Source organism: Demequina lutea, assembly GCF_013409005.1.
GTDB classification, from domain to species: Bacteria; Actinomycetota; Actinomycetes; order Actinomycetales; family Demequinaceae; genus Demequina; species Demequina lutea.
Window position 1 is genome coordinate 1029735 of record NZ_JACBZO010000001.1, and the last position, 20335, is coordinate 1050069.

General features: G+C 65.8%; 22 protein-coding genes, 2 tRNA genes and 2 pseudogenes. 18 read left to right on the forward strand and 8 right to left on the reverse strand.

Annotated elements, in window-relative coordinates; genetic code table 11:
* Positions 1-108: 108 nt before the first annotated feature.
* Positions 109-537 carry a ribonuclease HI gene (gene rnhA / locus BKA03_RS04995; protein ID WP_062075953.1) on the forward strand — a complete coding sequence of 143 codons (429 nt, stop codon included), beginning with the start codon at positions 109-111 and terminating at the stop codon, positions 535-537.
* On the opposite strand, the gene BKA03_RS05000 is transcribed toward rnhA, so the two are convergent.
* Positions 534-1430 (reverse strand): 3-methyladenine DNA glycosylase, encoded by an 897-nt coding sequence (locus BKA03_RS05000; protein ID WP_218855986.1) that lies wholly within the window; start codon positions 1428-1430, stop codon positions 534-536. The two genes, rnhA and BKA03_RS05000, sit on opposite strands and share 4 nt — an antisense overlap.
* A 241-nt stretch (positions 1431-1671) precedes the next feature.
* On the opposite strand from BKA03_RS05000, the gene BKA03_RS05005 reads away from it, so the two are divergent.
* From BKA03_RS05005 to BKA03_RS05020, 4 genes are all read left to right on the forward strand, one after another.
* Entirely contained in the window at positions 1672-3423 is a 1752-nt protein-coding gene (locus BKA03_RS05005) for a phospholipase C (protein ID WP_062075873.1), read from the forward strand.
* Positions 3424-3879: 456 nt separating this feature from the next.
* The gene (locus BKA03_RS05010) at positions 3880-4299 is read left to right on the forward strand and encodes a BlaI/MecI/CopY family transcriptional regulator (RefSeq protein ID WP_238579460.1); all 420 of its coding nucleotides are present in this window, start codon (positions 3880-3882) and stop codon (positions 4297-4299) included.
* Complete coding sequence (locus BKA03_RS05015; RefSeq protein ID WP_083971938.1) at positions 4296-5282, forward strand: M56 family metallopeptidase; 987 nt, start codon at positions 4296-4298, stop codon at positions 5280-5282. The genes BKA03_RS05010 and BKA03_RS05015 overlap by 4 nt, the downstream gene beginning before the upstream one ends.
* Before the next feature lie 2 nt (positions 5283-5284).
* Positions 5285-5623: a DsrE family protein gene (locus tag BKA03_RS05020; RefSeq protein WP_062075876.1), complete on the forward strand. Its 339-nt coding sequence runs from the start codon at positions 5285-5287 to the stop codon at positions 5621-5623.
* A 60-nt stretch (positions 5624-5683) separates the two neighbouring features.
* Here the strand turns inward: BKA03_RS05020 and BKA03_RS05025 are convergent, their stop codons facing one another.
* The 3 genes and pseudogenes from BKA03_RS05025 to BKA03_RS15805 form a co-directional block, all read right to left on the reverse strand.
* Positions 5684-6520 carry a cytochrome c biogenesis CcdA family protein gene (locus tag BKA03_RS05025; protein ID WP_062075877.1) on the reverse strand — a complete coding sequence of 279 codons (837 nt, stop codon included), beginning with the start codon at positions 6518-6520 and terminating at the stop codon, positions 5684-5686.
* Entirely contained in the window at positions 6517-7272 is a 756-nt protein-coding gene (locus BKA03_RS05030; RefSeq protein WP_083971940.1) for a DsbA family protein, read from the reverse strand. The genes BKA03_RS05025 and BKA03_RS05030 overlap by 4 nt, the downstream gene beginning before the upstream one ends.
* Positions 7273-7315: 43 nt before the next feature.
* Positions 7316-7588 (reverse strand): annotated as a pseudogene (locus BKA03_RS15805) (transposase); the annotation flags it as partial.
* A gap of 65 nt (positions 7589-7653) precedes the next feature.
* On the opposite strand from BKA03_RS15805, the pseudogene BKA03_RS15220 reads away from it, so the two are divergent.
* Positions 7654-7770: pseudogene (locus BKA03_RS15220) on the forward strand (IS3-like element ISAar24 family transposase); the annotation flags it as partial.
* A gap of 109 nt (positions 7771-7879) precedes the next feature.
* Here the strand turns inward: BKA03_RS15220 and BKA03_RS05045 are convergent.
* Positions 7880-8365, reverse strand: a complete 486-nt coding sequence (locus BKA03_RS05045; RefSeq protein WP_062075879.1) for a ClbS/DfsB family four-helix bundle protein — start codon at positions 8363-8365, stop codon at positions 7880-7882.
* A 54-nt stretch (positions 8366-8419) separates the two neighbouring features.
* Between BKA03_RS05045 and BKA03_RS05050 the strand changes: the two genes are divergently transcribed.
* From BKA03_RS05050 to BKA03_RS05080, 7 genes are all read left to right on the forward strand, one after another.
* Positions 8420-9205, forward strand: a complete 786-nt coding sequence (locus BKA03_RS05050; protein WP_062075880.1) for a fumarylacetoacetate hydrolase family protein — start codon at positions 8420-8422, stop codon at positions 9203-9205.
* Positions 9206-9255: 50 nt separating this feature from the next.
* A complete protein-coding gene (gene gltX, locus BKA03_RS05055) occupies positions 9256-10740 on the forward strand; it encodes a glutamate--tRNA ligase (RefSeq protein WP_062075881.1) in 1485 nt (494 codons plus the stop codon).
* 101 nt (positions 10741-10841) lie between these two features.
* Entirely contained in the window at positions 10842-11609 is a 768-nt protein-coding gene (locus BKA03_RS05060) for an HAD family hydrolase (RefSeq protein ID WP_062075882.1), read from the forward strand.
* A 76-nt stretch (positions 11610-11685) separates the two neighbouring features.
* On the forward strand, positions 11686-12231 hold the full coding sequence (locus BKA03_RS05065) for an RNA polymerase sigma factor (protein ID WP_062075883.1): 546 nt from the start codon (positions 11686-11688) through the stop codon (positions 12229-12231).
* A gap of 17 nt (positions 12232-12248) precedes the next feature.
* On the forward strand, positions 12249-12794 hold the full coding sequence (locus BKA03_RS05070; RefSeq protein WP_179397708.1) for a hypothetical protein: 546 nt from the start codon (positions 12249-12251) through the stop codon (positions 12792-12794).
* 166 nt (positions 12795-12960) lie between these two features.
* Positions 12961-13032, forward strand: a tRNA-Gln gene (locus tag BKA03_RS05075).
* 85 nt (positions 13033-13117) lie between these two features.
* Positions 13118-13285 carry a hypothetical protein gene (locus tag BKA03_RS05080; protein WP_179397709.1) on the forward strand — a complete coding sequence of 56 codons (168 nt, stop codon included), beginning with the start codon at positions 13118-13120 and terminating at the stop codon, positions 13283-13285.
* 84 nt (positions 13286-13369) lie between these two features.
* Here BKA03_RS05080 and BKA03_RS05085 read toward each other — a convergent pair whose 3' ends face one another.
* Entirely contained in the window at positions 13370-15520 is a 2151-nt protein-coding gene (locus tag BKA03_RS05085) for an ATP-dependent Clp protease ATP-binding subunit (protein WP_083971945.1), read from the reverse strand.
* Between the two features lie 233 nt (positions 15521-15753).
* Here BKA03_RS05085 and BKA03_RS05090 point away from each other — a divergent pair.
* From BKA03_RS05090 to BKA03_RS05110, 5 genes are all read left to right on the forward strand, one after another.
* A tRNA-Glu gene (locus BKA03_RS05090) sits at positions 15754-15826 on the forward strand.
* Between the two features lie 118 nt (positions 15827-15944).
* Entirely contained in the window at positions 15945-16532 is a 588-nt protein-coding gene (locus BKA03_RS05095; protein ID WP_062075886.1) for an RNA polymerase sigma factor, read from the forward strand.
* 1 nt (position 16533) lies between these two features.
* Positions 16534-17466: a hypothetical protein gene (locus tag BKA03_RS05100; protein WP_062075887.1), complete on the forward strand. Its 933-nt coding sequence runs from the start codon at positions 16534-16536 to the stop codon at positions 17464-17466.
* A gap of 157 nt (positions 17467-17623) precedes the next feature.
* Entirely contained in the window at positions 17624-18178 is a 555-nt protein-coding gene (locus BKA03_RS05105; RefSeq protein WP_062075888.1) for an RNA polymerase sigma factor, read from the forward strand.
* A gap of 34 nt (positions 18179-18212) precedes the next feature.
* On the forward strand, positions 18213-19175 hold the full coding sequence (locus BKA03_RS05110; protein ID WP_062075889.1) for a hypothetical protein: 963 nt from the start codon (positions 18213-18215) through the stop codon (positions 19173-19175).
* A gap of 174 nt (positions 19176-19349) precedes the next feature.
* Here BKA03_RS05110 and BKA03_RS05115 read toward each other — a convergent pair whose 3' ends face one another.
* Positions 19350-19784, reverse strand: coding sequence for a thiol-disulfide oxidoreductase DCC family protein (locus BKA03_RS05115; protein ID WP_062075890.1), 435 nt, complete (start codon positions 19782-19784; stop codon positions 19350-19352).
* 20 nt (positions 19785-19804) lie between these two features.
* Positions 19805-20275, reverse strand: a complete 471-nt coding sequence (locus BKA03_RS05120; protein ID WP_152649618.1) for a hypothetical protein — start codon at positions 20273-20275, stop codon at positions 19805-19807.
* Between the last annotated feature and the right edge of the window lie 60 nt (positions 20276-20335).

A 20335-nucleotide genomic window follows, 5' to 3' on the forward strand; every position in this document is an offset into this window, starting at 1 on the left:
GGCCCGCGATGGCTGGCCGAAGCAGGGGTGGCGGCATGGCGCGGTCTCCGAGCAAGCCCGCTGTCGTAAGGTGTCGGCGTGACCGAAGAAGCGAAGCCCCAAGTCGACATGTGGACAGACGGTGCGTGCAAGGGCAACCCCGGCGTGGGCGGATGGGGCGCGTGGATGCGCTCGAACGGTCACGAGCGCGAGTTGTGCGGCGGCGACCTCCTGACCACGAACAACAAGATGGAACTCACCGCCGTCATCGAGGGACTCAAGGCGCTCACCCAGCGCTGCGATGTCACACTCCACGTCGACTCCACCTACGTGATGCAGGGCGTCAAGTCGTGGATGGCGGGCTGGAAGCGCAACGGATGGCGCACCTCGGACAAGAAGCCGGTCAAGAACCAGGAGTTGTGGCAGGCACTCGACGCTCAGGTGGCCCGCCACGACGTCACGTGGGTGTGGGTCAAGGGGCACGCGGGGGATCCCGGCAACGAGCGGGCCGATGAGCTCGCGAACAAGGGCGTGGATCAGGTGCGTGCTGGTCTCTAGGCCCTGACCTGCTCGGCGGCCTCGCGTATTGCGGCGCAAGCGTCGATGAGGCGCTCCCGTAGCGCGGCCGCTATCACGGCGAACTCCGCCTGGTGTTCCGTGTACTCGCGCTTTCCCTCGACCGTTTCGATGGCGATGGGGGTGAGCCCCAGCTGCCGCACGTCGTACGGCGAAGCCTGCATGTCCACGCTTCGGATCTCCATGGCGAGTTCGAAGGCGTCCATGATGAGCTCGCTCGATACCGCGGGCACGAGTTTGGAAGCCCACTTGTAGAGGTCCATGTTCGCGTGCAGGCAGCCTGGCTGTTCACTCGCCACCTGCGTTTCGCGCGTGAGTTGCGTCGCGTTGAGCGGTGCCGCCTCGGGTGTGAAGAAGCGGAATGCGTCGACGTGCGTGCACACGATCTTGTGCTCCTCGACGACGCCATCGGTCCCAGCCCGTCCCAGGCGTAGCGGGAGTGGGTGGCGGCGATCGTCGTCTGCCCGGTACACCATCGCCCACTCGTGGAGCCCAAAGCATCCAAGCCGTGCCGGGCGGGAAGCGGTGGCCCGCAGTAGCGCGTCGACGTAGTCGACGGTGCGGCCACGCGCCTCCCAAAATGCTGCGGCGTCCGCGAACGTCGCCCCGTCGCGCGTCGTGTAGTGGCGCCACTGGGCGTGTTCGGCCGCGTCCTCGAGCGCCAGCCCGATGCCTGGGTGCCACCGGCGCAGACGCATCGGCCGGGTGTTGTAGTACTCGTAAACGAAGTCCTCGACGGGGTGCCTCTCGTGACGCGGCGCCCGCTCGCGGTGGCCGGCCGTCGCGGCATCGGCGCGCGCGGCGTGCGCGCGGGCGAGCGGCTCCCACTCCTCGCGCGCAAGCACGCGAGTCACTTGATAGGTCGAGAGGGTCACGATCCAATTCTGTCAGGTGCGGGATCGGGCGGGTCCTCTTACCGAGGACCGAGCACCGACGATCGCGAGCCGAAGAAGGGCGGCCGGTGACACGCGACAGGGCACAAGAGCCCGCGCGGATGAACCTTTGGTGACGGTTCGGTTGCCACTCGGTCGCAGCGCCGTATTCGTCCGTAATGTCAGTTTCGCCACGGGGCCGATGTCGGCCGTTCGTGGCATCCAACGACAGGAGATTCATCACATGTGGCATCTTGCCAAGTCCCCATCGGCCATCGCGCTCGGCGTTACGGCGCTTTCCTTGCTCGCGGTCGCGGCCTCCGGCGCACCGGCCGTCGCGAAGTCAAGCGACGGTCCCAGTCGCGACACCCGCACGCCTATCAAGCACCTGGTCGTGATCTTCCAGGAGAATGTGTCCTTCGATCACTACTTCGCGACGTACCCCGTCGCGGCCAACGTTGCCGGCGAGACCCTGCAGGGCACCGGCGTCGCGGCACCCGCCTTCACCGCGTCGGCCACCACGCCTACCGCGATCGACACGCTTGGGTCGGCAGGTCTGCTTGCCCCGAACAACCCCAACAGCGTCCAGCCTTTCCGACTCACGCCCGCGCAGGCCGTGACGTGCGACCAGGACCACCACTACCAGGACGAGCAGAAGGCGTACAACGGCGGCCTGATGGACAAGTTCGTCGAGAACACCACGAGGGACTCCTGCAGCGGTTTGTACGGCGCGCCCGGCCTCGTCATGGGCTACTACGACGGCAACACCGTCATGGGCCTGTGGAACTACGCGCAGCAGTATGCGATGAGCGACAACTCGTACTCGACGACGTTCGGGCCGTCGACCCCTGGTGCCCTCAACCTCGTGGCGGGACAGACACACGGGGTGCGCTCATACGACCCAGTCACTCGGCAGCTCACCACCGCCCCGGACCCGTACACGGTGCGCATTCCCGACGCGAACGGCGTCGGCACCGTCATTAACGATCCCGACCCGGTGTGGGACGACTGCTCGTCGACGGCACACCCCGTCGCGGGCATGGACGGCACCAACATCGGTGACCTGCTCAATGCGAACGGCACGACGTGGGGTTGGTTCGAAGGCGGATTCCGCCCCACGACGAGCGCCGCCGACGCGTCAAACGGACGAGCCGTGTGTGGCTCCGTCAACACGAACGTCGGCGGACTGACGTCGTCCGACTACATCCCGCACCACGAGCCGTTCCAGTACTACGCGAGCACGGCGAACCCGCACCACTTGCCGCCTAGCTCCACGGCCATGATTGGCAAGACCGATCAGGCCAACCACCAGTACGACATGACGGACTTCTCCAAGGTGGTCGACGGCAAGAACATGCCGGCGGTCTCGTTCCTCAAGGCTCCCGGCTACCAGGACGGCCACGCGGCCTACTCCGATCCCATTGACGAGCAGCACTTCCTCGTCGACACGATCAACCAGATCCAGGCGTCGCCGAACTGGAAGGACACGGCGATCATCGTCCTGTACGACGACTCGGACGGCTGGTACGACCACACGATGGCGAACTTGACGAACGCATCCAACAGCGTGGACGACGCGGCACTATGCACCGACGCGGCCAGCGCCGGCGTGTCGATCCTGGGCGGTTACCAGGACCGCTGCGGCCCGGGCACCCGTCAGCCGTTCCTCGTCATCTCGCCGTACGCGAAGACGAACTTCGTGGATCACACCCAGACCGACCAGAGCTCGGTGACGCAATTCATCGAGGACAACTGGGGCACGGGCAGGATCGGCGACGGGTCGACCGACGCTGGTGCGGGGTCCATCGTGAACATGTTCAACTTCCACGGTCGCACGGCTCCGACGGTCATGCTCAACCCGCAAGACGGCACAGTGGCATCGATCTCCGGCAAGGGAGACAACGACCACGGTCGCGGCTCGGATGCCGGCAAGGAGGACAGCGGCCACGGTCGTGACGCTGGCTCCGGCAGGAAGGGTGGTCGATCGCTAGCGTGACTTCTTAAGAGAAGTCTTCCTGACGATCGCTGGCGAATGCCGGCCGGGCTGTGGGCCCGGCCGGCATTCGTGCGCCGTGGGGCGCAAGCGCTTTGCGTCGACGCCGCCGACATCGACATCGAGTGAGCGGGAGAGAACCCTCCCGGTCCTTGGGGTGGGAAGATTTCTGGCGGACCACTTCCTGCTACGCAACCTCTTAGCTCTCTATGCGGCATAGTAGAGGCATGCTCCCGGACAGATCCACATCCACCGGGCCTCGGCGCACGCCGGAGGCCAGCGTTCTTGCCTTGCCTAGCCGGGCGGTTCGGCAGCACTTGGCAGTTGTTGGCTTCAGCGTCGGTTTCGCCCCGATGCGGCCATGCCTGGCGGCCACCGCCCTCGTGACGACCGCGGGCGCCCCGATGACGCGGCTGCGTGGGCAGGTCCTGTGCGCGACGAAACCCTCGGTGTTGGCCAGTGTCTGAACCACGCGCCGCAGTTCCACGCCTGGGCGCGCTCGAGCAAGAGGTCATGGACATCCTGTGGGACTGTCCCGAGCGGCTCTGCGCCCGCGAGGTCCTGCAACAGCTGACATCACATAGGCTCGCGTACACGACCGTGGCGACGGTGCTGACCAACCTGGTAAAGAAGGGGATGGTCGAGCGGATCAGTGCCGGTCGCACCTGGGCCCACCGACCGCTGCAAACGCGAAGCCAGTACGCAGCGGGGCTCATGGCCCAGGCACTGACCGTCAGCGGGGACCCGGCGTCGTCGTTCCTGCACTTCATGGAGGCGATGTCCGAGGAGGATGCAGCCCTGCTGCGCGAGGTCCTCACCGACCCCGCCCACGAGCCCGGACGGGAGCCTCCCGGCCCCACGGCTCGGCGGGCCACATGACCCCGATGGCGCTGCCGCTGACGCTCTTGGTGCTCCTCGTTGCGGGGGCAACTGCTGGGCCCCGCGTCCTCGGCGGACCCACCCCGACCTTCAGTGCGCGCCCACGGCTGGGGATCGCGATTTGGACGGCCTCAGCGGCCGTGTGGACGCTCGCATTCCTCGCGCTGGGTCCGCTCTTGACCTGGGTCTTCACCGGCCCGGGGCTGCCCGGCCGGGTCGGTGCGATCTGTCAGCGGTGCCTGGCAGCGGCGAACCCCTTCTTGGCCCGGTCGTCGATGTGGACCACCGATGTGCCCGTGTTCACGATGCTGCTTGTCCCGTTGTCCCTGGCCGCGTGGCTGATCACCAGCGCAACCGTGCGTCATGTTCGCTCACGTGAACATCTGCGGACCCATCTCCATGCGCTAGACGCGGTGGCCGAACAGCGGTGTCTGCACGGAACCCTGGTTTGGGTGGTGCCGACCCCAGACAGGAGCGTCTACAGCCTCCCCACGCGCCGCGCGCGCATCGTCATCTCCCAGGGTGCGCTCGATGCGCTCAGCAGTGATGAGCTCGCCGCAGTTCTCTCCCATGAACGGGCGCACATCGAGCAGCGACATCACGCACTGCTGTGGGCACTGCACAGCCTGAAGGGCGTCCTCGGCTGGGTGCCGTTGATCGCAGCCGCGGCCCCAGCGGTCGCGACCTACGCCGAGATGGCCGCCGACGACGACGCCCGCCGAGCGAGCAGCACCCGCGCCCTGGCAGGGGCCTTGCTCGCGCTTCACGGTCCCGGGCCCTCGCCCGTCCTTGGCGCGCCGGCACTCGCGCTGCACGCCGACGCGACGGGCACCCGTTGGCGCGCGCTTCGCCTCGCCGCGGCGCCGCCTCCGGCGTCGAGGTGGGGCGTGGCACTGACTGCCAGCTACCTGGCGGCAATGACCGCAGCGATCGCGCTGATCGGAACGCCCTATGCAACCCTCGCCCTGACAGGAACGTGTTGACCATGACCGGAGTAGTCCTGCACCTCACCGAAGCCTCCGTGGATAAGCACCGCGCAGTGCTGCGCAACGCGCTGAACCTGGTGCCGGAGGTCGAGCCTGGCACCCCAATCGAGCTGGTGGTGCACAGCGAAGCAATCTGCCTGGCGTTGCCGGGCCAGGCCACTGCGGACGCCCTCGCCGAGGCCTTGGACGCCGGGATCATCCTGGTGGTGTGCCGCAACTCCATGCGGCAGCAGGACCTGACGGATGCGGACCTCGTCCATGGCGCCGTTTCCGCCCCGTCCGGGGTCGGACACCTCGTCGCCAGGCAGCGACAGGGTTGGGCGTACCTGCGCCCGTAGGACCGCAAAGCGTCAAATCACGCGTTGCCCGCTTGGCCGATTGATCCGGCCCGCCAGCGCTCAGCGGTCGGCGGGCTCTGTGGCGGGACGGGATGCGCGCAGCCTGAGCACGAGCACGGCGAGGGCGGTCAGGGCGATCAGGGTGAGCACGATCAGGTCGCTGCTCGCGCCGAGCCTGGCGACGGTGTCCTGCAGGCGGGCCTCGGTGTCGACGCTGAGGAAGCCGCCCCCGGTGAGCGCCCCCCCGCGGTCGACGACGAACAGGGCGCCGACCGCAGCGACCAGGACCCCACCGATCAGCGAGGTCGAATGCAGCGTGAGCCTGCCGAGCTGCACCGGGCGCCCGCGCAGCAGCCGGCGCTCGCTCAGCCGCAGCCGTTGCCAGAGCAGGGCCAGGACGAACAGCGGCGCGGTCATCCCCGCGGCGTACACCGCCAGCAGAGAGCCACCACGCAGCGGGCTGCCGCTGGTGGCCGCGACGGTCAGGACGGCGCCGAGGATCGGCCCGGTGCAGAAGCCCGTCAGGCCAGATGCGGCTCCGAGTACGACGACCGAGGCCGTCGAGGTACCGCCGGCGTGGTTGCGCAGGCGCTCGAGGCCCGGGATCCGGACGCCCAGCCCGAGAGCCTGGGCGATCCCGAGCGCGACCAGGAAGCCGCCAGCCGTGGCAAACAGCACCTGGCGATGGCCGTAGACCAGCTGGCTGACCGCACCGCTGCCCAGGCCGAGGGGAACCAGCGCCAGCGCGAGGCCGAAATAGAACGCCAGGGTGCGTGAGAGCAGACGCCCCGCCGAGGGGAAGGCGTAGGCGAAGAATGAGGGCAGCAAGAACGCGCTGCAAGGGCTGGCGAGGGTGAGGACCCCGCCCAGGAAGGCGACGACGTACCCGACGGTCACGAACCCGCCTTGGCTGATGCCGCGGCCTGCTCGATCATCGAGACGAACACCTGCGTCGGCTGGGCGCCGAGCACCGGCTGGCCGTTGATCAGGAAGGCCGGTGTGCCGGTGACTCCCAGCGCCTCGCCCTGGGACAAGTCGGTCTGCACCTGGGCCGCACCCTTCTTCGCCTGCATGTCCGCGTCATACGCGCCCATGTCCAGCCCCGCTTTCACCGCGTAGTCGCGCAGGTGAGCGGCGTCCAGGTCACCCTGGTTCACCCGGTGCTCCGTGGCGTACACCGCATCGTGGAACGCCCAGAACTTGTCCTGCGCGGCGGCAGCGCGGCCGGCGATCGCTGCGGTCTGCGAGTCGGGTCCAAGATAGGGGAAGTCGCGCCACTCGATCCGCAGGACTCCTGTGTCCACGAACTGCTTGACCAACGTGGGCTCGCTCTCGCGGGCGAACCGGCCACAGAAGGGGCACTGGAACTCTGACCACATCACCATGACCACCGGTGCGTCGACGCGTCCTTGGGCGTAGGGGTCGCCGGGTTTGCGCCTTGCCTCGTCGGGGAATGGCGCCTGGCTGGAGCCGGCGGACGGTGCCGCCTGGGCCTGCCCGCCCGACGTGTGGGCCCGCGAGCTCAGGGTCAGTGCCGCGAGCACGGCCACGAGCACGAGTACCGCGAGCGGAACCCCGACCTTGGTCAATGTGGAGCGGCTTGGTCGGGTGGTGGTTACTGGGTTTGCTGGTCGGATCCGGTTCGCCATACTATGCATCGTAGTAGACGATTCTCGATGGGAGGACACCCGGCTAGCGGAGCGTGCCGGCATCGGGCGGGCCGGCGACCGGAGCGGCGAAAGCGCCTCCGAGCAGACCGGCCGGGATGACCACAGCGACCACTGCGAGAGCGGCAAGGTGGTGCTGGATGTCACGGATGGTCATCCCGCCCGCATAGAGGCTGACGATCATGTCCTCCAGTCCACCCAAACGGCGTGCACCCTTAGGCACCAAGGTGGAACCGAAGGAGGCGTTACGGTCCCGCAGCTGGTCCGCTCCCACGTCTCCGACCTCAGTACCGATCGTCATACCCATGGCCAATCTCCTTCAGATCGGAGACCCGCCCTTGGCAGAACATCTGACACCCCTGCTCGATGCAGATCGATCTCCTCGACCGCCGCGCCTGGGCAACCCGAGTCGAGCTGGCCAACGCGATATTCGAGTGGATCGAAGCGTTCTACCACCCCAGACGCCGCCACTTCGCGATCAGTGCGATGGCGCGAGCGAGGTCGAGTCCCGCGATGCGCCCCGTCCATCGTGCGGAGCGAGTGAATGGCCCGGCGACGACGGGTGGAGAGGAGGGTTGGGGCACCGGCGTCAGGTGAGACCCGCGGCCTCGAGAATGCCGAGCGCCCACTCGTAGTGGGCCCCGAGGCACTCGTGAGCGATGTCACCGAGGGATTCGTCGCCGAGCCACTCGTACCGCGAGACCTCGACCAGTTCGGATTCGGGGATCTGTGCGACGAGCGACATCACCATCTGATGCGACTCGAGCAGCGCATCCTTGACGGACTCGTAGGAGCGACCGGCATGGGCCTTGTAGAGGGCCTCGTTGAGAGAGTCCAGCTCCTTCCACGAGTACCCTTCGGCCGGATACGGCACGGACCCGCCCTCCTGGTGGGCCGCAATCCATCCCTCGAAGAGGGCGTGCCACGCGTGAACATGCGCGAGAACGTCCGTGGTGGTGCGGCCTAGGTAGGCGTCCCCGAGGCCCTCGCCCGGATGCGCATCGGTGACGGCAAGCAACTTGGAGAGGCCGTCCGTCGCGGCGGAGGCGATCCGTTCGTGTCCCATGGCGCTCATCTACTCATGCTAGGCGCGCTCGGTCGATCCTGCCTGGCGGCTACGCTAGAGCCCATGCGCATCGCCCGATTTACCACTGGAGACGAGCCCAGGTACGCCATCGTCGACGGAGAGCCCGGTCACGAGGAGTTGATCGTCCTCAGTGGCGACCCCCTCTACATCACGGGTAAGCCCACGGGGGAGAGGGTTCCGCTCAGCGACGATGTTCGACTGCTCGCTCCCGTCATTCCCCGGTCTAAGGTCGTCTGCCTGGGCAAGAACTACGAGGCCCACGCCAGGGAGATTCCGGCCCGTGGACCCGCGGCGCAAGTGCCGATCCTCTTCCTCAAGCCCAACACCGCCGTGATTGGCCCCGATGACCCGATCATCCTTCCGGCGTATTCACAAGACGTCCAACTCGAGGCGGAGCTCGCCGTCGTCATCGGCAAGGTTTGCAAGGACGTGAGCCCCGAGGCGGCCGAGGACTACATCTTTGGCTACACGTGCGCGAACGACGTCACCGCACGCGACGTGCAGCGCCAGGAAGACCAGTGGTTCCGTGCCAAGGCATTCGATACCTCGCTGCCCCTAGGCCCCTGGATCGAAACGGAGCTTGCTCACGATGACGTGGAGATCACCTCGCGCATAAACGGCAAGGCCACGCAGAGCGGCTTCACGCGCGACATGATCGTGGGCGTGGCTCACGCGGTGTCCATGGTCTCCGAGGTCGTCACGCTGTTGCCGGGGGACGTCATCCTCACGGGGACGCCCGCAGGGGTGACCACTCTTCACCATGGCGACGTCGTCGAGATCGAGATCGAAGACATCGGGGTGCTCCGCAATCCCGTGGTGCGGCGCTAGGCCGTCAAGAAACCAGGCGTCAACAGAAAAACGTCGCCAAGAAAGTAGTCATGAGTAACGTTCGCGTTCGCTTCTGTCCGTCGCCCACTGGGATGCCGCACGTGGGCATGGTTCGCACCGCGCTGTTCAACTGGGCGTACGCGCGGCACACGGGCGGGAAGCTGGTATTCCGCATCGAGGACACCGATGCGGAACGCGACAGCGAGGAGAGCTACCTGCAGCTTCTCGACGCGTTGCACTGGCTTGGTATCGACTACGACGAGGGCCCCGACATCGGCGGCCCCTACGCCCCATACCGGCAAAGCGAGCGTCACGACCTGCACGCAGGCGTCGTACGACAACTGCTCGACGGCGGCTATGCGTACGAGTCCTTCTCGACCCCCGCAGAGGTCGAGGCGCGGCATTTGGCCGCGGGACGCGACCCCAAGCTCGGTTACGACGGCTTCGACAGGGCGCTGAGCGTGGAGGCCAAGGCGGCGTATCGCGCGGAGGGTCGCGAGCCCGTGATTCGCATGCGCATGCCCGATGAGGACATCACGGTCGACGACATGATCCGGGGCGAGGTGACCTTCCCCGCAGGCTCGGTGCCCGACTACGTCATCGTGCGTGGCAACGGCATTCCTCTCTACACGCTCGTGAATCCGGTTGACGATGCGCTGCAGAAGATCACTCACGTGCTGCGCGGCGAGGACCTTCTCAGTTCGACCCCGCGGCAGATTGTCTTGTGGCGCGCCATGGTCGAATTGGGCATCGCCGACGCCGAGCCGCGCTACGCGCACATGCCGATGGTTCTTGGAGAGGGCACCAAGAAGCTCTCGAAGCGCGATCCCGAATCCAACCTGTTCCACCACCGCGACAGGGGTTTCCTCCCCGAGGGGCTGCTCAACTACTTGTCGCTCCTCGGTTGGAGCATCGGGCCCGATCGCGACGTCTTCACCGTCAAGGAGCTCGTTGCCGCTTTCGACATCGCGGACGTCAACCCCAACCCTTCGAGGTTTGACCTGAAAAAGGCCGAGGCGATCAACGCGGCGCACATGCGCATGCTGCCCCTGGGCGACTTCGCGGCGCGAGTGGTTCCCTACCTGCACGCCGCGGGCCTCGTGTCCGGTGCCGAGGTGCGCGACCTCACCCCACACGAGGAGGCGACGCTCGCGCTCGCGGCACCCTTGGTTCAAACGCGCATGACACTTCTTGGCGACGCACCGGGGATGCTCGGTTTCTTCTTTGTCCCCGATGGTGCGCTCATGGTCGAGGAAGAGGCATTGGCAAAGCTTCCGGAAAACGCGGCCGAGGTTCTCGATGCCGCGATCACGGTGCTCGAGGGCCTCGAGGACTTTTCGGCCGAATCCCAGCAGGCCTCCCTCACTTCGGTGCTGGTCGACCAGATGGGCATCAAGCCGCGCTTTGCGTTCGGTCCCTTGCGAGTGGCCATCACTGGGCGCCTCGTGTCGCCTCCCTTGTTTGAATCCATGGACATCCTGGGCCAGGACCACTCACTCGTGAGGTTGCGCGCCTTGCGGGGCCGATTGGCCTAGACCACTCGTCCCTGGTACCCCGCCGTGGCATAGGTCACACCTGCGTTAGACTCACCTCGAGTTTGTGACATCGAGGGGGACGGCAACCGAGGGAAGTGGCAATGGTTTACTCGACGACGAGTACGCTGCCCACGTCGTTGCGCGGTAGCGCGAAGTCCATTGTTGGCGTCTTGCTGGACATTGACGACACCCTGGTCGACACTCGCGGCGCCTTTCGGCACGCGCTTGGAGTGGTAGCCGAGCGCTACCTTCCCTCTGGCTACGACGTTGAGCAGATGACCTCCCACTGGCGAGCCGACGTTTCCGGTTGGTACCGCGCCCACGCAAGGGGCGAGCTCACGCACAGGGAGCAGCGCAAGCTCCGTGCGAATGAGCTCCACCAGGCATTTGGCGGTCCGGTCCTCGACGAGCCCGCTTATGCGGCGTGGGACGAAGTCTTTGAGGCGGGTTTCAAGGAGGGCTGGCGTGCCCACCCGGATGCACACGAGTTCCTTGACACTCTCGACCGGTGCGGAATCGAGTACGGCGCGGTGTCCAATGCGGATTCCGGCTACCAAGAGATGAAGCTGTCTCGTGTGGGCCTTAAGCGGGTCAGGATGCTCGTCGGCGTCGATCGCTTTGGGGTGGGCAAGCCCGATAGCCGGGTCTTTCTCGAAGGTGCGCGGCTCCTCGGGCTCGACCCCGCGATGGTCGCCTACGTGGGGGACGAGAAGGACATCGACGCGGCCGCCGCAGTGGATGCGGGGCTCGCTCTGGGCATCTGGCTTGACAGGCCAGGTGGGCACCCGCAACCTGGAGAGGTCGCCGACGGTGTGGTTCGGGTCGAGTCGCTTGCCCAGATTCCAGAGACGCTCCACCTCACGTGCTGAGAAAGTCTCAGATCGCTACAACCTTTAAGGTCGCTCGCGTGTCTTAGTGAGTGAAGGCGACATAGAGGAGCAATGGATGAGTGCATGGGCACAGGTCATGGAGACCTTGGTGCGTCAGCGTCGACCAGCGCTCGTGGGCTACGCCTACCTCCTCACCGGTTCGCGGAGCGAAGCCGAGGATCTCGTCCAAGACGCGATTGTCCGCACGTTTGCGCGGGGACGCGCCAAGACGTCGGTGCGAGAGGCCGAGGCGTACGTGAAGCGCGCCATCGCCAACGAGGCCGTCAATCGAGCCAGGCATGGTTTGGTCGTTCGGGAAAACCGCGCGAAGGTCGCGGAGCCGGCGATGGTTCCCGGCCACGCGGCGCGAGTCAACGCAAGCACAGACCTTGAGGCCGCGCTCGATACCTTGAGCCCGCGTGAGCGCGCCGTCACGGTCCTGAAGTACGTTGACGACCTCACGATCGCCTCGATTGCGGCGGTCCTCAAGCTGAATGACGGAACGGTGAAGCGGTACCTCGCTAACGCGGCTGTGAAGCTGCGCGAGCAACTCGGAGACGATGCGGTGAACAACTCGGAACGGCGTACCGTTCCGGTGACTCTGACTGAAAGCAGGATCTGATGGACGTATCAATGCAAATGCGGAACCTTGCAAACGCGGTGGGCGAGGACTTCGCGATGAACGCCCCCGACGACACCGCTCGGCTGGTGGGCAAGGCCAGGCGAGGTCGTATGGTCTGGACCACTGGAGTGGGCGCCGCGGTTGTCGGCTCGGCCGCGAGCCTCGCCTTTGGCGGCCCGGCGCTCGCAAGCGTGCTGACGTCGGGACCGGCGGTTGCGCCGGCAGCGAGTAGTTCCGTGTCGTCGTCGGCAAGTGCGTCCGCGTCTCCGTCGGCAAGCGCATCTGTGGCGGCGTCTCCGTCGGCGACCACCCCGGTGGCACCGTCTCCGTCGTCCTCACTGGATCTCGCAAACACCAGCCTCGGCGGTGTCCCCGCCGGTGTTCGCGGTGACGACGGCGCTGAGGGTAGCGACGACTCCGCTGAGAGCAGCGAACACTCCGCGACGACCAGCGAAGACTCCGCGAAGACCAGCGAAGACTCCGCGAAGACCAGCGATAGCTCCGCTGTGAGCAGCGATAGCCAGAAGAGTGGCGACCAAGCGTCCGAGCCCAGCGACGACTAGACCCGTGTCGGCCTTCTGGGCCGCACCCTGAGTTCCACAGCGCGCGACCAATCCTCACCGCATCGGTCGCGCGCTGTGGCCTGTCTTGTGCCGGCCCTTGGGCGCCCACGGTTTGGGAGACGGGCGCGGCTCGGGTACAGTAGTTCCTCGGTTCGCTTGAACCCATTGGGCTATGGTGTAACTGGCAGCACGACTGGTTCTGGTCCAGTTAGTTGAGGTTCGAATCCTTGTAGCCCAGCAGTGACAAAAGGCCCGCGGAAGCGGGCCTTTTGTCGTACCTGGGGTGGTTCCTGCAAGGTGTTTCATGGTGTCAAGGAGGCACCATGGCTATCAACAGGGACTGGCATGAGGCGCATCGCATGCCCAAGAACCCGACCCGCGATCAGCGGGGTGAGTGGCATGCGGCGCACGTCGACGAATGCGGTTGCCGTACCCCCAGCGACAAAGAGCAGGCGCTGATCGATGCCTATCGTGAGGCGCGGAACCGTTAGGCGGGCGCGAGCATGAATGCGACCACGAGCAACGTGGGAAGCTTCGACTTGGCTACGTTGATCGCTGCGCGCGACAACTCCGCGTTACTCGCGGTATAGCGTGATCCGCTCGCCATCCCATCCGACGGTCACCTGGTCGCCCTCCGCGAGCCTGCCATCGACGATCTCCTTGGCCAACTCGTTGAGCACGCGGGTCTGGATGAGGCGCTTCAGCGGGCGCGCGCCAAACTGAGGATCGAAGCCATCGCGGGCCAGTGCCTCGCGCAACGACTTGTCGATGTGCAATTCGATTCCCTTCGCGTCCCGCAGGCGTGCCACTGTCTTGGCGATCTCCGTGTCTACGATGCCTTCCATGGCCGCAGGGCTGATGCGGTCGAACACCACCACGTCGTCGAGCCTGTTGAGAAACTCGGGTCGGAATGCGCGCTTGAGCACAGCCATGAGGTTGGTCTCGAGGGTGTCGTGGTCCACGCCATCCCACGCGAGCACCAGGTCGCTTCCCAGGTTGGACGTCATCACGATGATCGTGTTGGTGAAGTTGACGGTGCGGCCGTGGCCGTCGGTGAGGCGTCCGTCGTCAAGCACCTGCAGAAGCACGTTCCACACGTCAGGGTGGGCCTTCTCTACCTCGTCAAACAGGACGATGCTGTACGGTCGGCGCCGCACGGCCTCGGTGAGTTGGCCGCCCTGGTCGTAGCCGACATAGCCTGGGGGAGAGCCTATGAGCCGGCTCACCGCGTGTGACTCCATGTACTCGGACATGTCGATGCGGATCATGGACCGCTCGTCGTCGAAGAGTTGTTCCGCAAGCGCGCGGGCAAGTTCCGTCTTGCCCACACCCGTTGGGCCAAGAAACAGGAATGAACCGATGGGCCGGTTTGCGTCTGCAAGACCAGCGCGGGCACGGCGGATCGCGTCGGCCACCGCAGTAATGGCACGATCCTGGCCGATGACGCGCGCATGTAGCCGTTGCTCCAGGTGCCCCAGTTTCTCGGACTCTTCGGTGAGGAGTTTTTCGACAGGCACGCCGGTCCACTTGGCGACCACGCCCGCGATGTCCTCGCCCGTGACCTCCTCGCGGAGCATGCGCTCCTCGGTGGGGATGGCGTCCAGTTCGGCCCTCGCGTCGGCGATGTCTCGCTCCGCCTGGGGGATCTCGCCGTATCGAATGCGGCCGGCCTTCTCCAATTCGCCAAGGCGCTCGGCGCGCTCCAACGCGCCCCTGAGCGACTCGACGGTCTCGGTGGCCGTGGATACCCGCACAATGAGGTCCTTCTCTCGCGCCCAACGCATGTTGAGGGCCTCGGACTCCGCCTTCAGGGCGGCGATGTCCTCGTCGATTTCGTCGCGGCGCACCTTGGCGTGCGGAGACTTGTCCTTGGCTACCTGAGTGCGTTCGATTTCGAGTTGCATGATGCGCCTGCGCGACCGGTCGAGTTCGATCGGCATGGAGTCAAGTTGCATCTTGAGTCCGCTTGTCGCCTCGTCAATGAGGTCCACCGCCTTGTCGGGCAGGAACCGATCCGAGATGTAGCGGTCGGAAAGGGTCGCTGCGGCGACGATCGCCTCGTCCGTGATCTTGACGCCGTGGTGGACCTCGTACTTTTCTTGGAGTCCGCGGAGAATCGCCACGGTGTCGTCGAGTGAGGGCTCGCCGACGAGTACGGGCTGGAAGCGTCTCTCCAGTGCGGAATCCGTTTCGATATGTTGGCGATATTCGTTGAGCGTTGTCGCTCCGATCATGCGTAGCTTGCCTCGCGCAAGCATCGGCTTGAGGATGTTGCCCGCGTCGACAGAACCCTCTGCCTTGCCAGCGCCAACGATCGTGTGGAGCTCGTCTATGAAGAGAATGATCCGGCCCTCAGAGGCTTCCACCTCGGCCAGGATCGCCTTGAGTCGCTCTTCGAATTGGCCTCGGTAGGCCGCGCCTGCCACCACGGAACTCATCGCGATTTCGATCACCTTGCGGTCCTTGAGGGAGGAGGGGACGTCGCCCGTGACGATGCGCTGGGCGAGGCCCTCGACGATGGCGGTCTTTCCCACTCCGGGTTCACCGATCAGCACCGCATTGTTCTTGGTGCGGCGTGTCAATACCTGCATCACTCGACGAATCTCCTCGTCGCGCCCGATGACGGGGTCGAGCGACCCTGCCTCGGCAAGCGCGGTGAAATCCTGGCCGAATTGCTTGAGGGCGCTCGCCTGTTCGGCGGGGGCTTGGGGCATCTGGGTACTCATGACGGTCCTCCCTACTCTCGGGCACAACTTTTAACTTGAGTCGCCCACGCTCAAGTTTACGTAGTCGGGAGGAGGATGGCAAGAGATGGCCGCCATGGCGGGGCTGTGGTGAGCACTCGAAGACCTTCTCGTCTCGCGGCAATCGATGGAGGCGCACGCGGCACGGACGGGATTCGCTCGGGGGACGTACTTCCGCTATTCTTAACCGGCGCGTTCGATAGAACCGCTACTAGGGCCCCGTCGTCTAGCGGCCTAGGACACCGCCCTCTCACGGCGGCGGCGCCGGTTCGAATCCGGTCGGGGCTACGATCTGAGCCCCTGCTTCGGCGGGGGCTTTGTCGTTTGTGAGGCCTTTGCTGAGAAGGGTATCCGTTGCGGTTGGCGGGCCGATAAGTTCGACAAGGAACTTGGGAGGCATGCAGTTGTGACGTTGGAACCGTACTTCGACTCGACTCTCGATGCTGCGCGCGCAGGCGCCGGCTGGGCATGGGAAGTGCTCTACCGAGACCTCGCTGGCTCGGTCGCGGGATATCTGCGGGGTCGCGGCGCCGAGGAGGTAGAGGACCTCGTGTCGGAGACCTTCCTGAGCGTCGCCAAGGACGTTCACCGCTTCAAAGGCGGAGAGGGTGACTTCCGCAGCTGGGTGTTCACGATTGCCCATCGCCGGATGCAGGACGCGTGGCGGGCCAAGGGCAGGCAGGTGCCGATGCTCGACCGCGAGGACGCGGAGACGCTTGCAGAAAACAACTGGCTCGGCGACGCCGAACACGATGCGATGACCGCGATGTCGCTCCTCGAGGTGCACGTGCTGATTGACCATCTCACCGCTGCGCAGCGTGACGTGGTGCTCCTGCGGGTGGTGGGGGACCTCTCGGTGGCGGAGACGGCGAAGGTGCTCCACACGTCGGAGGCGGCCGTGCGCGCGCTTCAGTCACGCGCCGTGCGGGACCTCCGCAAAAAAAACCTGGACGACCCGTCACACTTTGGCGCCGGCGAGCGATTACAGGATTGACATGACTACTTCTCACTTGACTGATCGCGACATCGAGGCGGTGTTCGCGGGATCGACTATGCGCGAACCAGAGTTGGTCGCGATTCAAGAACTGTTCTCGTCCATGAGGGAGACGCTCGTCGTCGATCCGCCTGCGGACCACGTCTCTGCGTTTGCTGCCGTGCTAGCGCAAGCGGCGATTGACGCTCCGCCCATGGCGAAGGCCAAGGCGTCGAATTCGTGGCGCAAGAGGCTTGTCGCGATAGGCGTCGCAGTGGGAATTTCCGCGTTCGGCGTGGCCGGTGCCGCAGTGGCGAACGAGGCCGCGCCTGGCGACACTCTCTACGGTGTGGATAAGGCGCTTGAATCGGTGGGAATCCTGGATGGCGGCACGAGTGAGCGGTTGCAGGAGTCCCAGGTTCTTGCCAGCCGAGGTGATGTGAACGGCGCGGTCGCGCTCACCGCGAAGGCGCTTGACGCGGACGGGCAACATGAGGCGGCTGTGGCACTCGAGCGTGCGGTGGTCGCGGTGAAATCGCAGTCTTCCGGCGGCGACGTTCGTGCGCAGGTGTCGAGCATGCTCGCGTGGATGTCGCAGCAGAAGCGAGGCGCCGACTTTGGGGCGCAAGTCAGCGAACACGCCAAGGAAATTGCCTCCGCGAACGCGCACTCCAAGGCGAATCCGCCTGCTGAGCCTGGTAGCAAGGCCAATCCGCCTGCTGAGCCTGGTAGCAAGGCGAATCCGCCTGCTGAGCCTGGTAGCAAGGCGAATCCGCCTGCTGAGCCTGGTAGCAAGGCCAATCCGCCTGCTGAGCCTGGTAGCAAGGCGAATCCGCCTGCTGAGCCTGGTAGCAAGGCCAATCCGCCTGCGGATCCTGGTAGCAAGGCCAATCCGCCTGCGGATCCTGGTAGCAAGGCGAACCCGCCCGCTCCCGCCGACGGCAAGAAGTCCTAGGCGACAATCGCGTTGGTCGTATCCGACGAGGCCACGGTGCCTTCAACTTGAGTAGCGCGGGTTCGCATCCGGTAGGGGTTTCTTAGGTGCTCAACCGGCGATAGTCGCCCAATGACGGTCAACGTGAGGCCCCAATCGGCCTAACCGCGAGGTAGACGTGACACTCAAGGAACAGTTCGCTTCGACGCTTGCTGCGGCGCGCACTGGCGCGCCGTGGGCTTGGGAATCCATCTACCGAGATCTCGCGGGTGTGGTGGGAGGCTATCTTCGTGGACGCGGCGCCCCGGAGGTCGAGGACCTCGTGTCCGAAACGTTCCTCAGCGTCGCCAGGGACATTCACTCGTTCTGCGGAGACGAGTCCGCATTCCGTTCCTGGGTCTTCACTATCGCGCATCGAAGGATGCTAGACGCGTGGCGGTCGCAGGGCCGTCGAGTGCCTATCGCGGATGGCGAGGATGCTCAGCATCGCGCTGAGCGCAAGTGGCGAGGTGACGTAGAGGACGAGGCGATGAACTCGATGTCGGCGGTGGAGGCGGAGGCTCTCATGGGCCACCTCACCAGGGCGCAACGCGACGTCATTCTGCTCCGCGTCGTGGGGGACCTGTCGGTCGCACAGACCGCGCGGATCCTCGACACGTCCGAAGGCGCGGTGCGGGCGCTCCAGAACCGAGCGTTGCGAGAGCTCAGAAAGGTCGTGGGCGAGGATGCGTAACGGATTCGGACCGCACGGCGATGACAGGGGTGAAATGGAAAACAACCCACCCTTTGCAGAGCGCGACGCGGATGCCGCAGTCAGCGGTCGAGTTCCAGTTGACCCGGAACTCGTCGCGGTTCAACGTGCGCTCTCGCACATGAAGGAGGCCCTCATCATGGAGCCAAACACAGAAGTCATTTCCGCACACGCCGCTCAGTTTGCCGCTGCGGTACCCCCGCCCACCTCTGCGCCTCACGTGCGTCGCGGGTCACCTTGGCGTCGTCGGGCTGTCGCGGCAGTCGCGGTGGCTGCTGTCTCTGTCTTTGGCGTGGCGGGAGCCGCAGCTGCAAACCAGGCCGCGCCTGGCGATGCCCTTTATGGTGTGGACAAGGCGCTCGAATCGGTGGGAATCCTGAACGGCGGCACGAGCGAGCGTTTGCAGGAGTCCAAAGTTCTTGCCAGCCGAGGCGATGTGGCAGGCGCGGTCGCGCTAAGCACCAAGGCGCTTAACGCGGACGGGCAACACGCGGCGGCGGTGGCCCTCGAGCGTGCGGTGATTGCAGCGAAATCACAGTCTTCAGGCAACGACGTTCGTGCGCAGGTGTCCAGCATGCTGGCGTGGATGTCGCAGCAGACGCGAGGCGCGGACTTTGGGGCGCAGGTGAGCCAACACGCGAAGGAGATCGCCGCGAACGCGAAGGCGAACGGCACAGCGAATGCCAAGGCGAACGGCAAAGCAAATGCCAAGGCGAACGGCAGCGCGAACAGCAGCGCGAACGCCAACGCCAACGTGGACGCTAACCCGACTGCTGCGCCCGGTAGCGACGCGAACCCGACTGCTGCGCTCGGTAGCGACGCGAACCCGACTGCTGCGCTCGGTAGCGACGCGAACCCGGCTGCTGCGCCCGGTAGCGAGGCGAATCCGGCTGCTGCGCCCGGTAGCGAGGCGAACCCGGCTGCTGCGCCCGGTAGCGAGGCGAACCCGACGGCATCGGCTCACGGCAGGAAGCCCTAGGCGGTACTCACCGCGGTCGTGTCTGACGCGGCTTCGCCGCGCCAACGAAGCCCGCGGCCGGGCCCGTCACAAAGAGGTTGGCGTCGGCTGCGGGGTTCGTGCCTGCCAAGAAACGCAAGGGTCAGCACGCATGCCGACGCCCCACTGTGGCCGGGACGCGTCACGAGGGGAACGTCAGGCTCGCACGTCCCCGATTGACGCGAGACGCGATCTCCACAGCGCCACGAGGTCGGCGGGCGGAACTCCGCAAGCGGGATCCTCCGCGCGCATTCTGGGGCGTCGGGAGGCGACATATCGATAGGCCGCATCGCGCAGGAAGCGGGGAACAACGCGAATGCCCGCGACCACGCGCCACGGCCACGGCAATCCCCTGGCCACCGCAATGATCGCTCCCGAACGCACGTGGGCGGTCCCGTCCCACACGAGCAGGGTCGATGCGGTGATCCGGGAGTCAAGCCCGGCCGCGGCAACAACGGCGGCACCCACGTCGCCCGCCGAACCGGCAATGAGGAAATGGCCGCGGGCATCGTGGCGGATGAGCCACGCCACGAAGCCATTGCACAGGGCGCACTCGCCATCGAAGACGACGATGGGGGAAGGGTTGCTCACCAGGACAGGCTAGGCGAGCCCTAGCGCAGTGTCGCTAGGCGGGCGCCCCACGCCGACGCTCTGGCAAGTTCTCCCTCGCGCAACAGACTCGCCGTCTGGTGGATTTCCCGTCGATTGATGACCACGAAACCGGCTCCCCGGTCGATGAGCCGGCGTCCGCGCGCCTTGAGAAGCCGCTCTAGGGCACTCACGCCACCGCGGCCGACCAGTCCCGAAATTCGGGTGTCGAATGCGGCTGCCGGCGCGTCGCTGTATGGCAATTCGGCGACCCAGTCCCTCATGAGCGGATGGCCGACCTCAGCAGGAACCTCTCCCGGCCCGATGGGATGTGCGCCCACGCTATCGAGTGAACGCACGGTGGGCAGAGTCATCGCATGCACGGGTGCGCCGACGACAAGAAGGGTGGCGGATGCCGCAACGTCTGGTGTGATCTCTTGAGTGCTTCCCACCCTAGTACCAGGGCCGATGCTTTCTGCGATGGCTCTCGCCACGGCGGCAGTGTTCCCCCAAAGAGACTCGAAGACCACCATTGCGACCACACCCAAGGTGTA